The 20,566-nt window shown below is 67.2% G+C and carries 21 protein-coding genes; 11 read left to right on the forward strand and 10 right to left on the reverse strand.

Annotated elements, in window-relative coordinates; genetic code table 11:
* Nucleotides 1-133: 133 nt before the first annotated feature.
* A complete protein-coding gene (locus ACFWF1_RS43140; RefSeq protein WP_379289107.1) occupies nucleotides 134-565 on the reverse strand; it encodes a DUF4189 domain-containing protein in 432 nt (143 codons plus the stop codon).
* Nucleotides 566-760: 195 nt separating this feature from the next.
* Nucleotides 761-1,186, reverse strand: a complete 426-nt coding sequence (locus ACFWF1_RS43145) for a DUF4189 domain-containing protein (RefSeq protein WP_379289109.1) — start codon at nucleotides 1,184-1,186, stop codon at nucleotides 761-763.
* Nucleotides 1,187-1,384: 198 nt separating this feature from the next.
* On the opposite strand from ACFWF1_RS43145, the gene ACFWF1_RS43150 reads away from it, so the two are divergent.
* Both ACFWF1_RS43150 and ACFWF1_RS43155 read left to right on the forward strand, forming a co-directional pair.
* Nucleotides 1,385-1,999 (forward strand): DUF6801 domain-containing protein, encoded by a 615-nt coding sequence (locus ACFWF1_RS43150; protein ID WP_379289111.1) that lies wholly within the window; start codon nucleotides 1,385-1,387, stop codon nucleotides 1,997-1,999.
* Nucleotides 2,000-2,181: 182 nt separating this feature from the next.
* On the forward strand, nucleotides 2,182-2,796 hold the full coding sequence (locus ACFWF1_RS43155; protein ID WP_379289113.1) for a hypothetical protein: 615 nt from the start codon (nucleotides 2,182-2,184) through the stop codon (nucleotides 2,794-2,796).
* A 1,082-nt stretch (nucleotides 2,797-3,878) separates the two neighbouring features.
* Here the strand turns inward: ACFWF1_RS43155 and ACFWF1_RS43160 are convergent.
* From ACFWF1_RS43160 to ACFWF1_RS43175, 4 genes are all read right to left on the reverse strand, one after another.
* A complete protein-coding gene (locus ACFWF1_RS43160; RefSeq protein WP_379289115.1) occupies nucleotides 3,879-4,436 on the reverse strand; it encodes a GNAT family N-acetyltransferase in 558 nt (185 codons plus the stop codon).
* Nucleotides 4,437-4,470: 34 nt separating this feature from the next.
* Complete coding sequence (locus tag ACFWF1_RS43165) at nucleotides 4,471-5,394, reverse strand: Ku protein (protein WP_379289117.1); 924 nt, start codon at nucleotides 5,392-5,394, stop codon at nucleotides 4,471-4,473.
* Between the two features lie 81 nt (nucleotides 5,395-5,475).
* Nucleotides 5,476-6,585, reverse strand: a complete 1,110-nt coding sequence (locus ACFWF1_RS43170; RefSeq protein WP_379289278.1) for a lycopene cyclase family protein — start codon at nucleotides 6,583-6,585, stop codon at nucleotides 5,476-5,478.
* An 826-nt stretch (nucleotides 6,586-7,411) separates the two neighbouring features.
* Complete coding sequence (locus ACFWF1_RS43175; protein WP_379289118.1) at nucleotides 7,412-8,176, reverse strand: SDR family oxidoreductase; 765 nt, start codon at nucleotides 8,174-8,176, stop codon at nucleotides 7,412-7,414.
* A 162-nt stretch (nucleotides 8,177-8,338) separates the two neighbouring features.
* Between ACFWF1_RS43175 and ACFWF1_RS43180 the strand changes: the two genes are divergently transcribed.
* Together ACFWF1_RS43180 and ACFWF1_RS43185 are read left to right on the forward strand one after the other, a co-directional pair.
* Nucleotides 8,339-9,970, forward strand: a complete 1,632-nt coding sequence (locus tag ACFWF1_RS43180; RefSeq protein WP_379289120.1) for an ABC-F family ATP-binding cassette domain-containing protein — start codon at nucleotides 8,339-8,341, stop codon at nucleotides 9,968-9,970.
* Between the two features lie 80 nt (nucleotides 9,971-10,050).
* Nucleotides 10,051-10,284, forward strand: coding sequence for a helix-turn-helix domain-containing protein (locus tag ACFWF1_RS43185; protein WP_040736162.1), 234 nt, complete (start codon nucleotides 10,051-10,053; stop codon nucleotides 10,282-10,284).
* Between the two features lie 245 nt (nucleotides 10,285-10,529).
* Here the strand turns inward: ACFWF1_RS43185 and ACFWF1_RS43190 are convergent, their stop codons facing one another.
* From ACFWF1_RS43190 to ACFWF1_RS43205, 4 genes are all read right to left on the reverse strand, one after another.
* The gene (locus ACFWF1_RS43190) at nucleotides 10,530-11,492 is read right to left on the reverse strand and encodes a hypothetical protein (RefSeq protein WP_379289122.1); all 963 of its coding nucleotides are present in this window, start codon (nucleotides 11,490-11,492) and stop codon (nucleotides 10,530-10,532) included.
* A gap of 11 nt (nucleotides 11,493-11,503) precedes the next feature.
* Complete coding sequence (locus ACFWF1_RS43195; RefSeq protein WP_379289124.1) at nucleotides 11,504-12,019, reverse strand: hypothetical protein; 516 nt, start codon at nucleotides 12,017-12,019, stop codon at nucleotides 11,504-11,506.
* 260 nt (nucleotides 12,020-12,279) lie between these two features.
* Complete coding sequence (locus tag ACFWF1_RS43200; protein ID WP_379289125.1) at nucleotides 12,280-12,696, reverse strand: acyl-CoA thioesterase; 417 nt, start codon at nucleotides 12,694-12,696, stop codon at nucleotides 12,280-12,282.
* Between the two features lie 79 nt (nucleotides 12,697-12,775).
* Nucleotides 12,776-13,279 (reverse strand): cupin domain-containing protein, encoded by a 504-nt coding sequence (locus ACFWF1_RS43205; RefSeq protein WP_379289127.1) that lies wholly within the window; start codon nucleotides 13,277-13,279, stop codon nucleotides 12,776-12,778.
* Between the two features lie 102 nt (nucleotides 13,280-13,381).
* On the opposite strand from ACFWF1_RS43205, the gene ACFWF1_RS43210 reads away from it, so the two are divergent.
* The 7 genes from ACFWF1_RS43210 (at nucleotide 13,382) to ACFWF1_RS43240 (ending at nucleotide 20,486) form a co-directional block, all read left to right on the forward strand.
* On the forward strand, nucleotides 13,382-13,933 hold the full coding sequence (locus ACFWF1_RS43210; protein ID WP_379289129.1) for a MarR family winged helix-turn-helix transcriptional regulator: 552 nt from the start codon (nucleotides 13,382-13,384) through the stop codon (nucleotides 13,931-13,933).
* Between the two features lie 457 nt (nucleotides 13,934-14,390).
* On the forward strand, nucleotides 14,391-14,531 hold the full coding sequence (locus tag ACFWF1_RS43215) for a hypothetical protein (RefSeq protein WP_379289130.1): 141 nt from the start codon (nucleotides 14,391-14,393) through the stop codon (nucleotides 14,529-14,531).
* A gap of 168 nt (nucleotides 14,532-14,699) precedes the next feature.
* Entirely contained in the window at nucleotides 14,700-15,521 is an 822-nt protein-coding gene (locus ACFWF1_RS43220) for an SDR family NAD(P)-dependent oxidoreductase (protein WP_379289132.1), read from the forward strand.
* A 26-nt stretch (nucleotides 15,522-15,547) separates the two neighbouring features.
* Nucleotides 15,548-15,628: a 50S ribosomal protein bL37 gene (locus tag ACFWF1_RS43225; protein WP_379289280.1), complete on the forward strand. Its 81-nt coding sequence runs from the start codon at nucleotides 15,548-15,550 to the stop codon at nucleotides 15,626-15,628.
* Between the two features lie 192 nt (nucleotides 15,629-15,820).
* Nucleotides 15,821-16,615, forward strand: coding sequence for a hypothetical protein (locus tag ACFWF1_RS43230; RefSeq protein WP_379289134.1), 795 nt, complete (start codon nucleotides 15,821-15,823; stop codon nucleotides 16,613-16,615).
* Between the two features lie 669 nt (nucleotides 16,616-17,284).
* Nucleotides 17,285-20,188 (forward strand): hypothetical protein, encoded by a 2,904-nt coding sequence (locus ACFWF1_RS43235; RefSeq protein ID WP_379289135.1) that lies wholly within the window; start codon nucleotides 17,285-17,287, stop codon nucleotides 20,186-20,188.
* A gap of 61 nt (nucleotides 20,189-20,249) precedes the next feature.
* Entirely contained in the window at nucleotides 20,250-20,486 is a 237-nt protein-coding gene (locus ACFWF1_RS43240; protein ID WP_379289137.1) for a hypothetical protein, read from the forward strand.
* Nucleotides 20,487-20,566: the final 80 nt, after the last annotated feature.

Here is a 20,566-nt window from a genome sequence, read left to right on the forward strand (position 1 = left end):
TTTCACCTCTTTGTCTTCTTGCTTTTTTTTTTGGTTTGTGGGGGTTGGTTTTTTGTTTTAAATAGATGTTTAACAACAACCCGGGGGTGTGTCCACGCTCGGCGTGGACACCCCTCGTTCGGTTATGGCGTGCTCAGGCCGGCGAGCACTGCGAGTGCAGGACCGCGGCCCGCTTGGGCGCCGAGCTACCGAAGTTGGGGAACGGCGGCGCCAGCGGGCCGAGGGCGGCGATGGCGTTGCGTTCCGCCTCGGCCAGGTCCCGGCCGGTGCCGACGGCCCACTTGCCGTCCGAATTCGCCGCGACCGCACCGCATCCGTCCGCGTAGCGCACCACCACGAAACAGTCCCGACTGCCGCATTCGGCCAGTGCGCGGGCGTCCGACGACTCCCAGCTCGGGTAGTTCCACGACGATGCGGTGTCCCCGTTCTTGGGGTTCAACGCGATCGACCCGTAGTACCGGCCCGTCGAGTCCGGCTCGGCCTGGGCGGCGCCCGCACCGGCTGCGACCAGGACGGCCGCGGATGACACGACCAGGCCGAGAGCAGCCTTGCGCGACAACGACATTGTGATCCTCCCCGAGAAAGAAATAACTACGGGTCAGATCATGGGGCACCGCATCCGGTTTGTCCAAATCATTCTGGACATGAAAAGCGCTGGGAAGCAGAGCCGTTCGGAATGAAACCCTCGAATTGTGGCGCACACAAAGGGGCGTGGTGACGGGGAGTTCCCGTCACCGACCTAACCGATTCGAAACCGTGCTCAACTCGCATTCTTCGTGCACGAGGACAACACGATGCTCGCCGCCCGCGGCGAGGCACTGCCGAGATCAGGAAACGGCGGCGCACTCTCACCGAGCTTGGCGATCGCCAACTGTTCCGCGTCCTGCCGCGTCGGCGCCGAGTCCGCCGCGACCTGCCCATCCGCACCCCGTGCGACAGCCGCGCAACCATTGGAGAATCGCACCAGAATCCGGCAATCGTAAACCCCGCAGTCCCTGATCGCCGCCGCATCCGCCGCCACCCAGCTCGGCTGATCGGTAGCCTCGACAAACTTCCCGGCCCCCGGCGAAAACGCCAGCGTCCCATAATAATTACCCGCCGCACCCGCCGGCCCTGCACCGGCGAAGGCGAGCGCCGCAGTGGATGTGAGCGCCGCGCCGAACACGGCCCTACCCAGAACTGACACCAGAATCTCCCCGTTCATACGAAACAACGCGGACCTGATCATCGCCGAGCCTCGCCACCGTGTCCAGTGTCGGGTCATGCCGCAAGATGTCTCGGCACCAACGCTGCTGGCACCGAATCTGCCGTCCCGACAATAGTTTTCGACAAGCCTACGGTAAGGGAGATCGACCGGCTTCGCTCTCTGAAAGAAGTGATCACGATGCACAACCGCATCAATCCGGCAGTCAGTGTTCTTGCCGCCGTCGCACTCTCGGCGACCGGCCTTGTCCTGGGTGCCGGGCCCGCCGCCGCAACCACCCACATCGACCGAACCATCAACTTCGACTGCTCGCTCTACGGCCAGCACGTCCCGACGTCTGTGCATGCGACGGGGGACCTGCCCGATTCGGTACCGGTGAACCAGCCGGTCGGCGCCATCACTCTCACCACGACGGTTCAGCTTCCCGCGACGGCTGTCGCGGTCGCGCGCCAAGCCGGCGCGGCGACCGCCCTGGCCGTAATAGAAACCGGTACCTCGGCGGTGATCGGCTCCGATGAAGTGAACGGAGGCCCTGACCACCTGGTCGGCCCCACGGCGCCGTTGCCCGCAGCAGGCCCGGTCACCCTCACCGCGACCGACACCGGTACGGGCCCGAGCATGGACACCGCTGGCACCGCCACAGTGCACCTCTTCGACACAGTGATCGTCACATCCGTCGCCCAGAACGCGGACGGCACGCAGAACAACGCCGCCAGCGACCAAGCCCAATGCCAGCTCACCCCACCCACCACCGACACCACCCTCGCCACCCTGCACATCACGCCCCGCAGCTGACAGCCCGTGGGCCCAATCGAGCAGAGTCAGATGGTCACCAAAAGATCTTGGACAACGACCATTTGACTCTGCTCGTTTCCCGCGGGTGGAGTTGGTGCGGGGGCTGACGCAGCTGCTGTGGCGACGCTCCGCTCTGAGCGTAAAGTGCTGCGGAGGGCTGCTATACAAGTAATGATTCCGGGGTGGACGAACAGATGTACGAGCGGTCGCGGCGTGGTTTGCATGCGGTGGCGGAGTTGTTGATCGCCGGGCCGCAATATCGGGAGCACGGGACGATCCGGTTGCGGGCAGTGGAGCACGGGTTCGAGGGCGTGCAGTGGCCTGTTTCGGTGGTCGGCGCGGAACTGGTGTGGGCGGATGGGCGAGCGCCGCTGCAGGGGACCTATCGGGAGCTCGGGCGGCTGGCCGGGTTCGAGCCGGAGGCGCCGAAGGGGGTGTACCAGGACACGACGGGGGTTGATCCCGACAGTGTGCTGGATATCGATCCGGCGGCGGCGCGACTGGTCGGCGACTGGTTTGCGCTGGGGGACAAGGCTTTGCGTTCTTTCGCGCCGGATGCGACGCCGGTGCTGTGGCCGGAGCACTTCGATCTGTCCATCACGATCGACGAAGTGAATTACGGTGTCTCGCCGGGAGATTCATTCCACTCAGGCCCCTATGCCTACGTCGGCCCGTGGACCCCGCGCACCGGCGAGTTCTGGAACGCCTCCTTCGGTGCGTTCCGTCCGCGCGACGAGGTGAACTCCCTCGCAACCCTGCTGGAATTTTTCGAGCAAGGGCGCGCCGCGGTCGAATAGGCCACACCTGCACGCTTCTTGATGTCCCGCACCAGAAATCGGATGCGAATTTAGGTGCAGGAACTCAGTAATAGTGCGTGGCGGCGTGCGCCGGATAGCATCTGCACCCTATCTCGGGATCTGCACTGACTCTAGGGCCCTAAAGCCAGTGCAGATCCCGAGTCTCAGTGCAGATCCACGCCGCCAACGGTGAGGAAGCCCATCTCGCGCACGAGTTGTGCGGCCGCGCCCGAAATTGCTAGCAATACTTTGTGCGGCCACGTAATTCGTGCGCTGGATCGAGCGGGTCGGAGGTAGTCGCAATGGGCAAGCTGCGCTGATTCTCAGGATCCGCACGGGCTCTTGAGGCCCGGAGAGGCGTGGTTCCTGAGAAAGGTCGCAGATGCCCGCCCCTGACAGCCGGCAACTGCTGCTGGCCGCGCCCGGCGCCCGCATTCGCTGATCCAGCGCGCGCCCCTCCGCTGTCCGCGGACCGTCGAGCATCAGTCACCGGCAGCTGCACTCTATCTCGGGATCTGCACTGACTCTAGGGCCCTAAAGCCAGTGCGTATCCCGAGTCTCAGTGCAGGTCCGCGCCGGCAACGGCGAGGAAGCCCATCTCGCGCACGAGTTGTGCGGCCGCGACCGAAATTGCTGGCAATACCGTGCGCGGCCACGTAATTCGTGCGCTGGATCGAGCGGGTCGCAGGTAGTCGCAATGGGCAAGCTGCATTCATTCTCGGGATTCGCACCGGCTCTGGACGCCCGGAGGCGGCGTGGCTCCTGAGAAAAGTCGCAGATGCCCGCCCCTGACAGCCGGCAACCGCCGCTGGCCGCGCCCGGCGCCCGCATTCGCTGATCCAGCGCGCGCCCCTCCGCTGTCCGCAGACTGTCGAGCACCAGTCGTCAGCAGCTGCACCTATCTCGGGATCTGCACTGACTCTAGGGCCCTAAAGCCAGTGCGGATCCCGAGTCTCAGTGCAGGTCCGTGTCGGCAACGGGGAGGAAGCCCAGCCTGCACGGGAGTTGTGCGGCGGCGCCCGAAATGGCTAGCAATGCCGTGTGCGGCTGGTGTTGTGTGCAGCCTGGATTCGTCGCCCGTACTAGCGGGCGGGGCGGTGGTTGTCGCCGGCCAGGCGGCCGCGGCGGATCAGTGCGCGTTTGGTGCCCGGCGTGATGGCGGCGGCGTCGAGGTGTGAATCCGGTTCGGGCTCATTGGGATTCGGTCGGACGAAGAGAGTTACCGTGGCGGCGGGTAGGAAGCCGCTGCGTGTCATCAGGGCGGTGGAGGCCGCGTTGCGGTCTTCGACATCGGTGACGATCCGCCGCGCGCCGCGGGCGAACAGCGCCTCGGAGCAGACGTCGACCAGGCGCCGGGCGATGCCGTGACCCTGCATGTCCGGTGCGACGGCGATCCACTCGAGGTAGGCCCAGTCGTCCCGGTTCTCGAATTCCATCGACCCGAGCACGAAACCGACGACCCGGTCGGAATCGAGGGCGACCCAGCAGGCGTTGTCGGGGCTGTCCAGGTGCTCGGCGACCGAGGTGAGCGACCACGAGGTGTACGGCTTGGTGGTGATGTCGAAGACTTCGTGACCGAGATCGAGGACCTGGCGCAGGTGGCCGAGACCCATCGGGACGATCACAACGGCAGAATCCATGCCGATAGTTTGCCAGCTGGATGCGGTGGCGCCGTCACGCGCCCTTCCGGGCCGCCGTCTTCTTGGCGGCCTTCTTCGCAGGCTTCTCGGCCGTTTTCTTGGCGGCGGTCTTCTTGGCCGCCGCCTTCTTCGCCGGTTTGGCCTTGCCGTTCTCCTCGCCGCCGCCCGCCGCGCGACGACCGCTGGCCTCCAGGCTGCGTTGCAGCGCGGCGACCAGGTCGACCACCTCCGCGTCCATCTCGACGGGTGCGGACTCGGGCTGCTCGGGCACCTTGCCGGTGCCGCTGGCGATGGCCTCGTCGAGCAGCCGCTTGAGTTCGATCTGATACTCGTCGGTGTACTGGTCCTGATCGAAATCGTCGGACATGGACTCGACCAGCGTCTCGGCCATCTTGATTTCCTGCGGGCGCGGCGCGGCGACCCCGTCGAGGGATTCGAATTCGACCGCGCGCACCTCGTCCGGCCACAGCAGCGTCTGCAGCACCAGCATGCCGTCGCGCACCCGCAGTGCCGCCAGCCTGGTCTTCTGGCGCAGTGTGAAATGCACGAGCGCGGTGCGGTCGATGCGTTCCAGTGTCGTCGCCAGCAGCACGTAGGCCTTGGGTGTGCTGGAATCAGGTTCGAGGTAGTAGCTCTTGTCGAACAGGATCGGGTCGATCTGGTCGGACGGGACGAACTGCAGCACCGGGATCTCGTGCTTCTCGGCGGCGGGCAGTTTGGCGAAGTCCTCGTCGGTGAGAATGACCTTGTCGCCCTCGGGGGACTCGTACGCCTTGTCGATATCGGCGTACTGCACGGACTTCCCGCACACCGTGCAGACCCGGTCGTACTTGATCCGGCCTCCATCTTTGGCGTGCACCTGATGGAAGCGGATATCGTGGTCCTCGGTCGCGGTATAGACCTTGACCGGGACGTTCACCAGCCCGAATGCGATCGAGCCCTTCCAGATCGACCTCACTGCTGCATCCCCTCGACGCGGGTATCTCGGGTCACCGATTCGGCGGCTCGGAACGGATGAGTGCTGGACGGTAAGGCCCACTCATTCTTCCATGATGGCGGACGGTATTCGAATACGCGAGCGAATGGGCATCCCGAGTGTCGCGGCGGCGACGCGCCGACGCAGCTGGGGCGGGAGTGCGCCGAAAAGTGTGCGCATGGCGGTAACGGTGCCGGTCAGATCGGTTCGGCCGGACAGGTAGGCGTGTTGCGCGGCGGGCGGCATGGTGAAGAAGGCATCGAAGAAAACGGGGATGTCGGCGGGCGGTAGGGCGAGCAGCGCGCGCAGACCAGCGGCGCGGAGCTGGTGGACGGCGTGTGCGGAAGCGGGCCACGCCTGCGCTCCCGCCGCGACGGTATCGGCCGCGGTGAGTGATGCGGCCACGCTGTAGCCGGTGGCCGGATGTGCGAATCCGCCTGCCGCGCCGAACGTGTGGCGACCGGGTCGACCGCCCTCGACCGGGAAACGAACTCGTTCGACCCGTTCGTCGCCGCCGAATTCGATTCCACGCGAACGCAATCGGTGATGCAGCCGGTCGCGCAGCTCGGTGCCGTCGAGCGCGGGGCGACCGGCCAGGCAGGTCTCTTCGAGCAGCATCGTTCCGCCGCCGAGCGGCACCGCATAGAGGAACGAGCGAGGCGCGTCGGCGGCCGAGCCGTTGTCCGCCCGCCAATCCATGAACAACGGTGCGAGTCCCGCGCACCGCCGCTCGTCGAGCACGAGCCCATACGCCGTCTGCTCCGCCAATCGCGGCGAGCGGGCAATCCCACGTGCATCTATGACCCGTCGACCCGTCAGCGGCCGTCCAGCGGCCAGCGACAGCCTGCCTGGAGTGAGCTCCACCGCACGATCGATGACGATCTCGGCACCGGTCAGATCCAATGACTTCTGCAACCGACCCGAATCGAGCACCACATACGGCCGATCGATCCGATGCACACGAGTTCCCCACGCCATCGGCTCGGCGACCCTGGCCGCGATGACCGACGGATCGAGCCACCCGGGCAGCTCGTCCGCCCATGCCGCGTAAGTCGCGGACCACGGCCGATCTGGTGCCGGATCGACAACAGTGACCGACAACCCACGGGCGAGACAACGATGCGCCAGCGCCCGCCCCGCAGGCCCGAGTCCACAGACGATGACGTCCATCATCACGCAGTCGCCTCCGGCCGCTGCCAATGCGTCGATATGAGGCGGCCCATCGACGTGGCTGATCGGACGATCATCGAACAATCGACGAGAGCCCGCCGCCACTCGGGACGATCACCTGCCTTGCACGCCGGGTGATCATCGGCCCTGCCGGACGGTCGGCCGTGGGCTGCGTGCGGCAGGAGGTCATCGGCCCTGTGACTTGGGCGATCACCGGTCCTATGTGACAGTCGGCCGTGGGCCGCGCGCGACAGGGGGTAGTGGGTCCTGCGCGCTCGGCGATCGTCGGTCCCGGGAGGTCGACCGTACGCCTCGCGCAACAAACGGTCGGAGGTCCCGCGCGGTGGGTGATCTTCGATCCCCATCCGGCAGATGGTCATGAGCTCTGCGTGACAGGTGGCAGCGGGCCGCGTGTGACGGGTAGTCACGGGCAGCGCGTGACGTGTGGTGGTGGGCCGCGTGTGGTGGATGGTGGTGGGCCGCGTGTGGTGGATGGTGGTGAGCCGCGTGTGGTGGATGGTGGTGGGCCGCGTGTGGTGGGTCGTCACGGGCAGCGCGTGACGTGTAGTAGTGGGCCGCGTGTAGCGGGTGGCCGCGGGCAGCGCGTGACGTGTGGTGGTGGGCCGCGTGTGGCGGATGGTGGTGGGCCGCGCGCGATGTGTGGCCGCGGGCAGCGTGTGGCGGGTGGCTGCGGGCAGCGCGTGAGGTGTGGCGGTGAGCCGCGTACGACAGGTGCCCGCAGGCCGCGTGTGAAGGGTGCCCGCTGGCCGCGCGTGGTTGACGGCTGTCATCGGCGAGTGACTAACGGCCACCGGCATTTTCGTGATGGTCAGAGGCCGCCGGTGGACAGCAGGCCACCGTCCACTCGCACGGTCTCGCCGGTGATCCATGCGGCCTCGTCGGAGACCAAGAACCCGATCAGCCGGGCGACGTCTTCGGGGGTGCCGAGTCGCTTCATCGGGTAAATGCTGGCCGCGCGCTCCTCGTCGTCGGAGTACAGCGCGCCGGCGAACTTGGTCTTGATCACGCCGGGCGCGACCGCGTTCACCCGGATCTTCGGTCCGAGCTGCCAAGCCAGTTCGTCGGTGAGCCGGATGAGTGCGGCCTTCGACGCGCCGTATGCGGCGATTACGCCGGACGAGCGGATGCCCGCGACGCTGGCGACATTGACCACCGCGCCGCCGTGCTCACCCATCCACGCTTTGAACGCCTGCTGGATGTAGCCGAGCGCCGCGACCACGTTCACGTCGAAGATCTTGCGCACCGCGTCGAGATCCGCGTCCATCAGTGAGCCGAACACCGGGTTGATGCCGGTGTTGTTGATCAGGATGTCGACCGAACCGAATTCGGCCATGAGCCGATCGATGGCCGCGGCGCGATCTTCGTCGTGGCCGGAGTTGCCCGCCAACGCCACGACCTCGCCCTGATGCCCGAGGGCCCGCAGTTCAGTGGCAGTCTCCTCCAGCGGGTCCTTCTTCCGCGCGGTGATCAGCACGTTCGCGCCACGGCTCAACAGCTCCGCCGCGACTGCTTTACCAATGCCCCGGCTGGCCCCGGAGACAAGCGCACTCTTGCCAAGTAGATCGGTCGTCATGCATCGGCAGGCTACTCGCCGCTGCAGTTAGCGCCGTCACATGTGCGTCGCCGTGGGTAAAAGCGGTCGCCGGACCCAGGTAAAATCAGTGGTTCTTGTGCATATCGCGTCGCACAATCGAGTAGCTACCGCCCAGCACCACTGATCCGCGAGGAGAAATCTGTGATCACCGCGACCGACCTGGAGGTCCGGGCCGGAGTCCGCACCCTGCTGTCGGCCCCCGGACCGGCCCTGCGGGTGCAGTCCGGCGACCGGATCGGACTGGTCGGACGCAACGGTGCTGGCAAGACCACCACGCTGCGCATCCTGGCGGGCGAGGGCGAGCCGTACGCCGGAAAGATTTTGCGCTCCAGCGATATCGGCTATCTGCCGCAGGATCCGCGCGAGGGCAACCTCGACATCCTGGCCCGCGACCGGGTGCTCTCGGCGCGCGGCCTGGACACGCTGATCCGCGACATGGAGAAGCAGCAGGCGCTGATGGCCGAGGTGGCCGACGAGGCCGAACGCGACAAGGCGGTCCGCAAGTACGGCCGCCTGGAGGATCAGTTCTCGGCGCTCGGCGGCTATGTCGCCGAGAGCGACGCGGCCCGCATCTGCAACAGCCTCGGCCTGCCCGACCGGGTGCTCGCCCAGGCGCTGCGCACCCTGTCCGGCGGTCAGCGTCGTCGAATCGAGTTGGCGCGCATCCTGTTCGCCGCCTCCGACGGCAGCGGCGGCCGCTCCGACACCATCCTGCTGCTCGACGAGCCGACCAACCACCTCGACGCCGACTCGATCACCTGGCTGCGCGGCTTCCTGCAGAACCACGACGGCGGCCTGATCGTGATCAGCCACGACGTGGAACTGCTCGGCGACGTGGTGAACAAGGTGTGGTTCCTGGACGCGGTGCGCGGCGAGGCCGACGTCTACAACATGGGCTGGCAGAAGTACCTCGACGCCCGCGCCACCGACGAACAGCGCCGCCGTCGCGAACGCGCCAACGCCGAGAAGAAGGCGGGCGCGCTGCGCGTGCAGGCCGCCAAGCTCGGCGCCAAGGCCACCAAAGCCACTGCGGCACAGAACATGGCCAAGCGCGCCGACCGGTTGATCGCCGAGCTGGACGACGTGCGCGTCGCCGACAAGGTGGCCAGGATCAAGTTCCCCGAGCCCGCCCCGTGCGGCAAGACGCCGCTGATGGCGGAGAACCTGACCAAGGTCTACGGCTCGCTGGAGATCTTCACCGGCGTCGACCTCGCCATCGACCGGGGCAGCCGGGTCGTGGTGCTCGGCCTCAACGGCGCGGGCAAGACCACCCTGCTGCGGATGCTCGCCGGGGTCGAACAACCCACCGCGGGCAACCTGGTGCCGGGACACGGCCTGAAGGTCGGGTATTTCGCGCAGGAGCACGACACCCTCGACGATCAGGCCAGCGTGTGGGAGAACATCCGGCATGCCGCGCCGGACGCGGGGGAGCAGAGCCTGCGTAGCCTGCTCGGCGCGTTCATGTTCACCGGTCCCCAGTTGGATCAGCCCGCGGGCACGCTGTCCGGTGGTGAGAAGACTCGCCTGGCGCTGGCCGGCCTGGTGTCCTCGGCCGCCAACGTGCTGCTGCTCGACGAGCCGACCAACAACCTCGATCCGGTGTCGCGCGAGCAGGTGCTCGATGCGCTGCGCACTTACGCGGGCGCCGTCGTGCTGGTCACGCACGATCCGGGTGCCGCGGAGGCGCTGTCGCCGGAGCGAGTGATCTTGCTACCGGACGGTACGGAAGACCATTGGTCCGCCGAATATTTGGAACTTATTCAGCTCGCGTGACTTTCATCACAAGAATCCGTTGATCACGGACCCTCGAGTGCTTAGCCTGGAAAGAGCTGCTCGGCGACTCGGAGGAAGCCATGAGCGACAGGCCCACGCAAGTCAAAGCCACCCTGGGTAAGGGAACACGCGTCACGGGGAAGTCCCGGGACCGCCTACAGACCCAGTTGAAGAAGCAGTACGAGGCAGGGGCGAGCATTCGCTCGCTGGCGCGAGCAACCGGTCGCTCCTACGGCTTCATCCACAACGTACTGGTGGAGTCGCATGTGCAACTCCGCAGCCGCGGCGGCGCCAACCGTCGCAAGAGCCAGTAGCGTCCGGAAACTCGAAACCGGTTTCGGCGGTATGTTTTTCGCCGATACCGGTGAGTTCGGCCGGTCGGATGCGGTATCGAGTCCGGCCACCGCCGGTGCTGTGCGCTGGATCCGCTGGTCAACGCGTTGTCGACGATTGTTGTGTCGGCACAACCTGATCCGGTCGTGCGCGCCGGATCGGGTTCGGCCGCTGATGTTCCCGGCTGTTCGATGTGCATCCGCACCGAATCGAGTGTGGCGCTACGTCAGTAGCCGCTGACCGACCCGTCTCCGTCGACGAGCAGATTGGCCAGGCTCCGGAAAATCGGCAGACCCGTCTTGATCTCCAGGTACGCGAACTGTCCCTGCGGGTTGACCTCGAGGAAGTAGTACTCGCCGTCGAGGCCGAGCCGAATGTCCAAGACCCCGAAGGACAATCCGAGCGCGCCCATCAGCGTCGCGAGCGACTTGCTCACCGAGGCGGGCAGATGCTCGGGCACGAAATCGACCGAGGTGTCCAGCCGCGAGTCGACCCGGCCGACCCCGGCCTGCGAGTCGATGCGCACCGTCCATTCGACGCCGTCCACCCAAACCACCCGCAGATCGCATTCGGCGTCGACGTAATCCTGGAAGGTGGTCGGCGCCGATCGGATGCCGGCCAGCCTGCCGTAGTCGGCCTCGGTGATGATCCTGGTCTCCGCGAACTCGGCGCGACTGGTCCCGGTGCGCTTGTAAACGACTGGGCCCGGCCGGGATTCGGCGAAGCTGCGGGCCTCGTCCGGATCGTTGGTGATCAGCGTCTCCGGTACCGCGAACCCGGCGCGCAACGCGGTCTCCAGCTGCACGATCTTGCGGGTCGCGGTGCGGTCGGCGCCGGGGTCGTTGATCCAGTTGGCCGGAATGGACCAGAGCATGCCCTGGATGAAGCTGTCGCATTCGGCTTGGCGGAAGTCGTCGTCGGCGGCGCGCACGCCGCCGGGCACCTGGGCGGGATGCGGCCTGCGCCACCAGACCGAGCGCACGTCGTCGAGTCCGATCAGGTGCGAGAGCGAGCGCGCGGTGCCGAGCCGGTCCAGCCGGAAACTGCCCGACTCCCGGGGGAAGTCGCGCAGGTCGAGGTGAATGGCGTTGAGCGCGTGATGTTCTCGTAGTGTCGCGGCCATGGCGGTGGCGTGTAGATCGTCGGATTCCGACACTATGAGGACCGAGCTCGCCCGGCGTGCCGTCATGCGTGCACCGCTCAGTCGAGACTGTCGCAGTTGATGCCGTCGTCGCTGGTCGCGAGCGACTTGGTCTGGCAGTAGGTAAAGGTGGCGCCGTGCGCGCCGGTGAGGTCGGTCAGTTGCAAGCGGTCGGCCCAGGTGTCGGTGAGCTGCTGTAACTGCTCGTCGCCGAGCGCTGCGGACGGGGTCTCGGTGAGCGTCATCGGCCGGTCGACCAGGTCGATGCGCAGGCGGCGGGTGAAATCGGCGGTCGCGCCCGCGCGGATGTCCACCAGCACCGGGCGACCGTCGTGCTCGGTGGTATCGGTCGCGAATCCGTCGGGCACGGTGGCGATGCCGTCGGGCACGCACGAGACCCCGTCGGGCAGCGGCGAATCGAGCACGCGCAGCACGTCGGACCGACGGAAAGTCCACGTTCCCTCGGCGACTCGCACGGTGATATCGCGTTCCGACTCCGCTACCAGCAAACCCTGGAGCGGGGGAACGCGGTCACTCTTCGGCGCGGTGCCAGGGAGGCGGAGTGCGTCGGTCATCACTGTTTCTCCGATCTGCTCGCGATTTGCCACGACCCCCGAGCGTGAACTGGATCATATCGCGCAGCAGGGTCGGATCGGTTCGGATCGGGAGATTTCACGGCCGGTGGCAAACCGGATTTCGATGCAGGATGCGCTAGCGCCGAAAGATTTTCGGTACACCAGAAATAGTTCCTGCGCAACCGTTTAGCTATTTCCGAACGGTAAATTCTGGCGAGGTATTGCCACGGGTTGACGGCTGTGCATCCGCACTTGCCGCTTCACAGACCGAGCAGGTCCGGGCGCTCGGCCAGCGCCGCGAGGCGTTCGCCCGGCGCGGCGACGAGCCTGCGGGCAGCGAGATCGAGCAGGCCACCGGTGGTCGTTATCTCGGCGGCGACGGTGCCGTCGAGTTTGCGGATCTCGTGCCGGAATCCGAAGGTCTTGCCGGTCGACCATTCGAAGTCGACCGAAACGGTGACCTCGTCGCCACCGCGCAGCTCCCGCAGGTACTTGATGGTGTTCTCCAGCACCACCGGTCCGATGCCGTCGGCGATGAGCTTGTCCTGCGGCGCGCCTGCCGCACGGAGCAATTCCCATCGGGCGTGTTCGGCGTATTGCAGATAGACCGCCTGGTTCAGATGGCCCTGCGTGTCGAGCTCGTAGCCGCGGACCACGATCGGTACGGAAAAGGTCATATCCTGCGAACCTCCTTCGCGGTCGGAGTTGTTCCGACCTGCAACGACGGGTTGGTCACAGGTGAATTGTGCACCCGCCTCAGCGACGGTTGGCGTTGCGCTCGGCCCACCAGTTCGGTGCGTCGACGAAGTGGTTGTCGAACTCTTCCTGCGCGGCGGCCAGTTCGGACAGTTGCGATTCGCCCTTGGCGATGCGGTCGAGCAGCCGGAAGTACTCGAAGCGCTGCACGCCGGGCATCAGCGCGATCATGATGCGCGCGGAGCTGTCGGGCGTGGCGCCGAACGCGTGCGGCATGAATTTCGGCACCACGATCGTGCCGCCGGTGCCGACGGTGACGATCCTGTCGCCGGCCAGCAGCTGCAATTCGCCGTCGGCGACGTAGAACAGCTCGTCCGAGCTGGTGTGGTAGTGCGGCGCGGCACCGTCGGCCCCCTGCTGCATGGTGACCTCGAGCGTGCTCAGCGCGCCGTCGGTGTCCGCGGCATCGAGGAGTAGCCGCATGGTGACTGTGTCGGTGCCCAGGGTTTCGGCATCCTGCGTCCGGCGGATCGCGACGTCCATGCGGGGAGTGGTGGTGCTCATGTTGCGCTCCAGGTAGTTCGTTGGTTGATAATTTGCTACCGAACTATATATCAGCGAATAGAATCCTGTCTATGGCCGAGACGCGACTGATTTCGCAAGCACATGGGTGACTCGCCGGGCACCCCCACGACGCCGCGACCGTCGACCGGCGGCGCGGCGGGCGACGATCCCGTCGACGTGATCATCGGTCAGTGGCGGCGCGAACGACCCGATCTCGAACTGGAGGCCATGTCGATCCTCGGCCGCCTCGCCCGCCTGCTCATCATCGGCCAGCGGGTCGTCGAGGAGGTCTTCACGGCGCACGGACTGCAGCGCGGTGAGTTCGATGTGCTTGCGGCCCTGCGCCGTTCGGGCGAACCGTACGAACTCAACCCGTCCGTGCTCGCCGACACGCTGATGCTGTCGCGCGCGGGCATGACCGGCAGGCTCGATCGCCTGGAGTCGGCCGGGCTGGTCCGGCGAATCGCCGACCCGGGCGACCGCCGCGCCGTGCGCGTCGCACTGACCGAGGACGGCCGCAAGCTCATCGACCGAGTCGTCACCGCCCACGCCAACAACGAAACCCGCATGCTCGCAGTGCTTTCCGCGACAGACCGCAGCGAACTCGACCGCATCGCCCGCGTACTGCTGGGCAGCCTGGAGTCGGGGGAATAGCCACCCCGCCTCCGTAGACAACGCCCCCCCAACCCCGCTACGCCGAGATCCGCACTCGCTCTTGGGATCCGCACCGAGTACGGGCCACTAAAGACGGTGCAGATCCCGAGTGTGAGTGCGTCTGTCACCAACAGCGGCCTCATCCGACGCCGTCCCGCTGCGACCCGTCCGGCAACATGTCAGCCGCACTCCGGCGACATGTCAGCCGCACTCCGGCACCTGGAATCGCCTGGAATCGCACGCGAATTCCGGTGCGGCAAATCAGGGAGTGGTGCGGCTGCAGGCCGAACGGCGGCGAGCAGTTGCACAGAGCGTCGATACCCCTCACATGGGTTATAGCTGCTGTGAGGGGTGTGGACGCTCTGTGAGATCGGTGGGTGGAGGGGGTGCGTCAGGGATTCGTCAAAGCGGGCGTGGAATCCTTGCCTGGGATCGGCGGGCACGGTTGTATCGCGGTATGACCGCAACTTTCGGCCTTCGTCGCGCGCTGCGCGGGTTGCCCGGGGGTGGCGTGTGGCTCGGGCAGGACCTTCCGTCCGCCCTGGAGCTGGTCGGCTTCGGGAGTGAGGACGAACCGCCTAGTCCCGGTTCGGTCTGACCCAATTACCGCGGGGCCGAATGGCCTTGTGCGGCTTTCTTTTCGCGCACCTGACCGGTGTGCCGGTGTGCGCGTTCATTATCCGCGACGTGTGATCGTGGATCCATTCTCCGCGTGCGTCTTTCGGGACCGTTGAGGCCGAGGCGCGCGCTCCTCGATGGGAGAGCTATGTCCGAATTCTCGTCCGACGGCCGGATTGTGCTGGTGACCGGCGTCGATGAACGCCTCGGGTATGCGACGGCGAAGCGGTTGGTCATCGACGGTGCCACCGTCGTCCTGCACGCGCAGGACAAGGAACTCGCCGACGACGCACTGGAACGATTGCTCGCCGACGGCGCGCAGGCACAGCGGCTGCGCATGGTGCACGCCGATTTCACCAAGCTGGCCGAGGTGGACGAACTGGCCGGGATGCTGGCCGCGACGGTGCCCGCGCTCGACGCGCTGATCAATGCCGCGGCGATGCCGGGCTTGCCGCGGCGTTCGCACACCGAGGACGGCAACGAGCTGACCATGCAATTCAACTATCTCGCGCCGCGACGACTGACCCTCGCCCTGGCGCCCGCGCTCGCGGCGGCCCACGGCCGGGTCGTCACTGCGACCTCGCGACTGCACGTCGGCGGCAACATCGACTACTCCGACCTGGACCGCAACCGCGGCATCTATACCCCGATGTCGGTGTACGCCCAGTCCAAACTGGCGCTGACGATGTTCACCCGCACGCTCGCCGAGACCGGTCCGGCCGGGCTGACCGCGATCAGCGTGTGCCCGGCCGATTTCGAGCTCGACATGCCGCAGCTGCGCAGTCACGCGGCCGCACCGGTAGACGGCGCCGCTGACCTGCTCGCGTTGCTGAGTGCTTCGTCGACGCCGGTGGTCAACGGCGGCTACTACGACGGCATCGAGCAGGCGAAACCGGCTGCGCTGGTGCGCAATTCGCGTGCTCGCGCGCGGTTGGCGGGGTGGAGTCGCCGGCCCGTGCACGCCGAGTAGTCCCTGACCGAACAACGAAAGTAGGCATGTCAGTGTCCAAGCGCGCGAACAAGAAACGCGCCCGCCGCAAGAACAAGGCCAATCACGGCAAACGGCCGGGCGCATAGGCCCTCGCTATCTCTCCTGGACGTAGCGAGTTCGGTCCGCCGCGACTCCGTTCGGGGTCGCGGCGGGTCCGTTCGGGGTGGTCGGTCCGGTGACCGAATCGAGTAGCTCGTTACGCGCGCATCGGCCGGTCGGCGGGCTTACCGTGGGGTTCTGCACCGAAAACCTCGGTGTGGTGCGCTAGGAGATCAACGATGATCGACATCATCACCCTCCGCGGAACCGGCGAGCCGCGGAACTCGAACGGGACGCCGGCGGGAATGCTGCACGACGTCACGAAACTGCTCGATACCGAACGATTCTCGTTCTTCGAGCCGGATTGGCCCGCCTCGGTCGGGCCGGACCCGGATGTCTGGGGCGCGTCGCTGGACACCTCGGTGCGGCTCGGTACCGCAGCCGGCGTCAAGGCGATCCAGGACTCACCGAATGTCTGTGGGCTGCTGACCTTTTCGCTCGGCGGCATCTGCGCGAGCCACATCCTGGAGGGCGTGCGCTCGGGCAAGTACAAGAACACCGACGGGACGCCGCTGGAGATCGCGTTCGCGGTGAACATCGCCAACCCGTTGCGCAAGGCGGGGGAGTCGGTAGGGAATCTGTGCCCGCCGTCGACCTTCGGCCTGCACGGTCAGCGCGGGGCCTGGCCGGCCGCGGTCGCCGTTCGTGAGTACGCCAATCCCGGCGACATCATCACCGCCGCGCCCGCCGATTCGCCGCTCCGGTTCATCGATGTCGGCATCTCGCCGTTCTCGTTCCTGGAGGGCGCCCGGATCGGCAACCTCGGTCCGCTGATCTTCGCCGAGTTGCTCGAGTGGCTGATGCACGACCCGATCGCGAATCTCGATCGATATGCCGCGGCCGTCCGCGGGATCGTCGGCTACCTCACCCCATGGCCGGACGGGCAGCACGTCTTGTACTCCGGTCACAACATGCCCGGCACCGATCATCTGTGGACGACCGACGCGGCCGAGTACATCAACGACACATTCTGAGTCGGGTTCCGAAGCCACCGAACGGCGAACCGAGCACGCTCCGGGCCGCTCCGTCCTGTCGATCAGGCGGCAACGGAAAGATAGCTAGAAGGTCGCTGTTGCGCATCTTTCGACTTTTCGACGTGGTTGAAAGTTGTATGTCAAGAGCGGCGGCCGTCAGTATCCCGTAAACGCGTTCCGCGGCGGAAAGGTGCGATCTACCTGTCTAGCTGGTCGGATGTCCAGTGAGACCTTTTTGTCCATTGACGGGCGCATGTCGCATCTCAAACCTGGAAGCATGACCAGTTACGAGAGATGCGGAAAATTAGCTACCGCACGTGCGTCGGTCGTCATGCGCTCGCCGTCCGCCGTGCGACCGGTGCACGACCCGCCGCCGAGCGGGTGTTCCGCGGCCTGTCCGCCCGGGTCGCGCGCACCGTTCCCGCGGGGCGCAGATGTCGAACAACGCGTGTATCTGTGCTCTCGCGACGCCAGCGGCGCAATCCGCGTCCGCATCGCCACCACCGCCGGAATCCGCGGTGTGTGGTCACGGACGGTATGCGCGACCGATGCCCCGGACCGGTCCGAGCGACGAATTCGTCCCTATGCGCAGAGCTCGGCGCGAGCACTGCCGACCCGGTCCGATCCGGCCGCGTACTCGCTGCACCACCTCGATCGAAAGGTCCTCGTATGTTTGCAACACACAAACGTCGCCGGGTAACCACGCCCGGCGCGCGGCACCGCAAGGTAGCCGATCGCAAGGGCCGGTACGCGGCGGCCGCGGTCGCCTCGCTGGCCACCGTCCTGTTGTCCACCGGTCAAGCGGCCGCCGAAGCACCCGCGCCGCCGCAACCACCCGCCGACCCGAGCCAGATCGCCGCGGGCGTGAACTCGGCCTTCGCCGTCGCGCTGCCGGAAATCCGCCGGGTCGTGACCGAGTTCGGTGCTTCGGTGCCACCCCCGACCGGAGTGCCCGAACTCGATGACCTCGTGGCGACCTGGAGCCCGGTCGTGCAGAACGTGCTCGGCCAGGCGCTGACCGCGCTCGGTACCGAGCCGGTGGTTCCGCAGGCCGACGGCACGGGCGAGATGATCCACACCTCGACCACGCCGGAGCCCGCGCACTCGTCACTGCCGGGAAGTCTGACCGTCGACGACGCGGCGGCCTCGGGCCCGGCCGGTTCCGCGCCGATGCCCGATCTGGCGTCGGCCGCCGAACAGGTCGTCGGCACCATCGATCTGCCGCAACTCACCGGGTTGGTCGGTGCGGCGGTGCCGACCGGACCGCTCGGGCAGCCGGTCCGGGATCTGCTCGTATTCGCCAACGAGGCGATCGAGCAGGCGGGCATCCGCCGCGATCTGCTCGGCGCTCCGCTGGAGAACGTGGCCGACCAGGCACGCACGTTCTTCGGTTTCCCGAACAGTGGACCCGACCCCGCCGAGGGCTTGCGTGACTTGCTGAATCCGATGCTCGGCCAGGCCACGGGCGGCGGGGACCCGTTGCAGGGCTTGGCCACCGGCCTGCGGCAGCTCATCGCCGATCCGGCCGCGGCGCTCGGTGCCGGCCTGGCGCCGATGCTGACCGATGCCCGCGGCATGCGCAACGACGGCGGTCTGCTCGGCATCCACAACGCGACCCTCGAACTGCCGATGATCGCCGGCGTGGTCGGCGGAGGGCTGCTCCTCGGCACCTTGGCGCTCGGCGCCGCCGCGGCGCTCGCAGTGCTGGCGGCGCCGGAGATCGTCGGCGCGCTGGCGATCGGCGCAGTCCTGCTCGCGCCGATCGCGATTCCCGCGGTCCTCGGGATCGGCGCCGTGCTCGCCGGCTTGGAAGTGCTGGCATTGCCGTTCGAGATCGCCATCGGGGTACCGGTGCTCGGCGCGCTCGCGCTGGGTGCGGCCGTACTGGTCGGTGGCGCGCTGTTGGCCGCGCCGGAAGTGCTCGGTGTGCTCGGGCTTGGTGCCGCTGTGCTTTTCGGTGGTGCGTTGCTCGCGGCGCCGGAGGTGCTCGGTGTGCTCGGGCTTGGTGCCGCTGTGCTTTTCGGTGGCGCGTTGCTCGTGGCGCCGGAGGTGCTCGGGGTACTTGCGCTGGGTGCGGCGGTGCTGTTCGGTGGCGCACTGTTCGCGCTGCCGGAGGTGCTCGGCTTCGGCGTCTTCGCGCTCGGCGCGCTGGCCGGACTGGTGGCAGGCGGCGGTGCCGCACTACTCGTCGTCGGCGGCATGATCGCCGGTGCGATCGGCACGGTGCTGATCGGGACGCTGATGGCGGGTGCGGCCGCGGCCGCGACGGCCGCCGCCGGCATGGTGCTGGTGACGGTGATCGGCGTTCCGCTGCTCGAATTCGGCGTGCCTGCCGCGTTCGTGGTGCTGCTGACGCTCGGGATGTTGTCGATGCTGTTCCTGACGATTCCGTTGCTGGAGGAGATGGAAGGCGCCGCGCTCTTCGAGGAGCTGATCGGGTCGTTGCTGGGCGGACTCGCACCCGAGGTCCCGCGCAGCGTGCCGTCGCCGTTCGGTGCCCCCGCGCCGTCGCCCTTCGGCGAGGCGGGTCCGGTGCCGTCGCCGTTCGGTGAGGCCCCGCGTACCGCGCCTTCGCCGTTCGGTCAGAACGCGCCGAGCCCGTCGCCGTTCGGTGAGGGTGCCCCGCGCACCGCGCCGTCGCCGTTCGGTGCGCCGTCGCCTTCGCCGTACAGCGAGACAGGTCCGGTTCCGTCTCCGTCGCAGACGCCGTTCGGCGAATCTTCGCCGCGCACAGCGCCTTCGCCGTTCGCTGAGACTGGTCCGCGCACGGCTCCTTCGCCCAACAGTGAGGCTGGCCCGCGTACCGCACCTGCGCCTAATGGTGAGGTTGGCCCGCGCACGGCACCTTCGCCCAATGGCGAGACCGGCCCGCGCACGGCTCCTTCGCCTAATGGTGAGACGGGCCCGCGTACGGCACCCGCGCCCAATGGCGAGACCGGCCCGCGCACCGCTCCTGCGCCCAATGGTGAGACCGGTCCGCGTACGCAGCCCGGTCCGTACAGTGAGCCCGCTCCGCAGGTTCAGCCGAGGCCGTACGTTGAGCCTCGGGTGGAGCCCCGGCCGTATTCGGCGCCCGCGCCGCAGCCGTATCTGGTTGAGCCTGCGCCGCAGCCGTATGCCCAGCCCGCGCCGCAGCCGTATCTCGTTGAGCCTGCGCCGCAGCCGTATGCGCAGCCCGCGCCGCAGCCGTATCTGGTTGAGCCTGCGCCGCAGCCGTATGCGCAGCCCGCGCCGCAGCCGTATCTCGTTGAGCCTGCGCCGCAGCCTTATGCCCAGCCCGCGCCGCAGCCTTATGCCCAACCTGCGCCGCAGCCCTATTTGGTTGAGCCTGCGCCGCAGCCGTACGCGCAGCCCGCGCCGCAGCCGTATCTCGAGCCGGCACCCCAGCCGTATCTCGTTGAGCCCGCGCCGCAGCAGTATGCCGAACCTGCTCCTCGGCAGTACCTCGAGCCTGTCCCGCAGGGCGGACCGCGGGCCTATGGCACGGCGTACACGAGTTCCACTGTGCCGCAGATCGATAACGGCGTGATGGAGGAACTGGGCGCGGATCACCGCGAACTGGTGACTGTCTGAGCTGTCAGCAGACCGGAGCCATTCGCTCGCAATGGATTACGACGAAACATAGGAGTCCGCGATGAAGCCCATCCTGGATGCCGGAGCCGAGCAGCTGCTCGATATCAGTTCCGCGCCAATCGGTTTCGGCTACTACGCGCAGAACGCCGATGACACCGAAGCCGATTCCCGGGACGTGTCCCGAGTCGGCTGGTGGTCGCGGCACCGGCGGGTCGCGATCGGCGTCGGGATGACGCTGGCGATGGCACTGGGCCTCATCCCGGCGGTGCAGTACGCCGTTCTCCTGGTGCAGTCGTAGCCGAGCGTGGTGACGCGCACCGTGCCGCACGGTGCGCGTCACCCGACACGATGCGGGTCGGCCTTTAACATACCGACTGG

It is taken from the genome of Nocardia sp. NPDC060255 (assembly GCF_042727395.1).
Lineage (GTDB): Bacteria > Actinomycetota > Actinomycetes > Mycobacteriales > Mycobacteriaceae > Nocardia.